Source organism: Actinokineospora diospyrosa (assembly GCF_024171925.1).
Classification (GTDB): Bacteria; Actinomycetota; Actinomycetes; order Mycobacteriales; family Pseudonocardiaceae; genus Actinokineospora; species Actinokineospora diospyrosa.
The window spans coordinates 1-3,205 of sequence record NZ_JAMTCO010000029.1 but is presented as its reverse complement, the minus strand read 5'-3'; the positions used below and the strand labels follow the sequence as shown (position 1 = coordinate 3,205).

Genomic DNA, 3,205 nt, shown 5'->3' with positions numbered 1-3,205 from the left:
CTGGTTGGTGTTTGAGAACTGTACAGTGGATGCGAGCATCTTTGTAGTAAGTGTGTAAGGGCATACGGTGGATGTCTAGGCATCAGGGGCCGATGAAGGACGTAGGAGGCTGCGATAAGCCTCGGGGAGCTGCCAACCAAGCTGTGATCCGAGGGTGTCCGAATGGGGAAACCCGGCACCAGTCATGTGGTGTCACCCGCACCTGAATATATAGGGTGTTGGGGGGGAACGCGGGGAAGTGAAACATCTCAGTACCCGTAGGAAGAGAAAACAACCGTGATTCCGTGAGTAGTGGCGAGCGAAAGCGGAAGAGGCTAAACCGTCGTCGTGTGATACCCGGCAGGGGTTGCGGTGGCGGGGTCGTGGGACCTTTCGACTGGTTCTGCCGAACCAGTACAGAGTAAGAAAGTCATGTGTTTAGTTGAACGCCTTGGGATGGGCGGCCGTAGAGGGTGAGAGCCCCGTAAGCGAAAAACTGTGACCTCTGGAGAGTGTTCCCAAGTAGCAGCGTACTCGTGAAATTCGCTGTGAATCTGGCGGGACCACCCGCTAAGCCTGAATACTTCCTGATGACCGATAGCGGACTAGTACCGTGAGGGAAAGATGAAAAGTACCCCGGGAGGGGAGTGAAAGAGTACCTGAAACCGTGTGCCTACAAGCCGTCAGAGCCTTGAGGGGTGATGGCGTGCCTTTTGAAGAATGAGCCTGCGAGTTAGTGCTACGTGGCGAGGTTAACCCGTGTGGGGTAGCCGTAGCGAAAGCGAGTCCGAATAGGGCGGTTGAGTCGCGTGGTCTAGACCCGAAGCGGAGTGATCTACCCATGGCCAGGGTGAAGCGACGGTAAGACGTCGTGGAGGCCCGAACCCACCAGGGTTGAAAACCTGGGGGATGAGCTGTGGGTAGGGGTGAAAGGCCAATCAAACTCCGTGATAGCTGGTTCTCCCCGAAATGCATTTAGGTGCAGCGTCGCATGTTTCTTGCCGGGGGTAGAGCACTGGATGGTCTAGGGGGCCTACAAGCTTACCGAAATCAACCAAACTCCGAATACCGGTAAGTGAGAGTGCGGCAGTGAGACTGCGGGCGATAAGGTTCGTAGTCGAGAGGGAAACAGCCCAGAACACCAGCTAAGGCCCCTAAGTGTGCGCTAAGTGGGAAAGGATGTGGGGTCGCCCAGACAACCAGGAGGTTGGCTTAGAAGCAGCCATCCTTGAAAGAGTGCGTAATAGCTCACTGGTCAAGTGGTCCTGCGCCGACAATGTAGCGGGGCTGAAGCGCACCGCCGAAGCTGTGTCATTCACATATTACATCCGCGCCCGGGCTTGACTCGGGTGTGCAGTGGTGTGGATGGGTAGGGGAGCGTCGTGTCACCGGGGAAGCGGCGGAGTGATCCAGTCGTGGAGGTGACGCGAGTGAGAATGCAGGCATGAGTAGCGATAGGCGAGTGAGAATCTCGTCCGCCGAATGACCAAGGGTTCCTGGGCCAGGCTGTTCCGCCCAGGGTAAGTCGGGACCTAAGGCGAGGCCGACAGGCGTAGTCGATGGACAACGGGTTGATATTCCCGTACCCGTGTGGACGCGTCCCTGGTGAGGTCGGTGATACTAACCGCCCAAAGCCCTGAGGTTCTTCGGAACCGAGGGGTGGAGCGCGGGATCTGATCCGGTAGTAGCCAAGCGATGGGGTGACGCAGGAGGGTAGCTCCGCCAGCTGTTGGTGTCTGGTGTAAGCGTGTGGCCCGAGCGATAGGTAAATCCGTTGCTCATATAGGGTGAGGCGTGATGCATAGCCGATTGAGGCGAAGTAGAGTGATCCCATGCTGCCGAGAAAAGCCTCTAGCGAGTGTCCGTGCGGCCCGTACCCCAAACCGACACAGGTGGTCAGGTAGAGTATACCGAGGCGTTCGGGTGAACTGTGGTCAAGGAACTCGGCAAAATGCCCCCGTAACTTCGGGAGAAGGGGGGCCGCAGCGTTTGAAGCCCTTCGCGGGCTAGGGCGAGGCGGCCGCAGAGACCAGCGAGAAGCGACTGTTTACTAAAAACACAGGTCCGTGCGAAGTCGCAAGACGATGTATACGGACTGACGCCTGCCCGGTGCTGGAACGTTAAGAGGACGGGTTAGTGCGTAAGCGCGAAGCTCAGAATTTAAGCGCCAGTAAACGGCGGTGGTAACTATAACCATCCTAAGGTAGCGAAATTCCTTGTCGGGTAAGTTCCGACCTGCACGAATGGCGTAACGACTTCTCGACTGTCTCGACCACAGGCCCGGCGAAATTGCACTACGAGTAAAGATGCTCGTTACGCGCGGCAGGACGGAAAGACCCCGGGACCTTTACTATAGCTTGGTATTGGTGCTTGGTTCGGTTTGTGTAGGATAGGTGGGAGACTGTGAAGCGCTCACGCCAGTGGGTGTGGAGTCATTGTTGAAATACCACTCTGATCGTACTGAGTGTCTAACTTCGGACCGTGATCCGGTTCAGGGACAGTGCCTGGTGGGTAGTTTAACTGGGGCGGTTGCCTCCCAAAGGGTAACGGAGGCGCCCAAAGGTTCCCTCAGCCTGGTTGGCAATCAGGTGTTGAGTGCAAGTGCACAAGGGGGCTTGACTGTGAGACTGACAGGTCGAGCAGGGACGAAAGTCGGGACTAGTGATCCGGCCATGGCTTGTGGAAGCGTGGTCGCTCAACGGATAAAAGGTACCCCGGGGATAACAGGCTGATCTTGCCCAAGAGTCCATATCGACGGCATGGTTTGGCACCTCGATGTCGGCTCGTCGCATCCTGGGGCTGGAGTAGGTCCCAAGGGTTGGGCTGTTCGCCCATTAAAGCGGTACGCGAGCTGGGTTTAGAACGTCGTGAGACAGTTCGGTCCCTATCCGCCGCGCGCGTTGGAGACTTGAGGAAGGCTGTCCCTAGTACGAGAGGACCGGGACGGACGAACCTCTGGTGTGCCAGTTGTCCTGCCAGGGGCATGGCTGGTTGGCTACGTTCGGAAGGGATAACCGCTGAAGGCATCTAAGCGGGAAGCTCGTTCCAAGATGAGGTCTCCCTCCACCTTTGAGTGGTTAAGGCTCCCAGTAGACGACTGGGTTGATAGGCTGGAGATGGAAGCCCTGTGAGGGGTGGAGTCGACCGGTACTAATAGGCCGAGGGCTTACTACAAAGAGGCTACGCATCCACTGTACGGTGTCTGAGACACCAACCACCCCCACCC

At 57.3% G+C, this 3,205-nt stretch carries 1 rRNA gene; it reads left to right on the top strand.

Annotated features, from left to right (window positions below):
- Positions 1 to 44 precede the first annotated feature (44 nt).
- A 23S ribosomal RNA gene (locus LV75_RS34665) occupies positions 45 to 3,153 on the top strand.
- Positions 3,154 to 3,205: the final 52 nt, after the last annotated feature.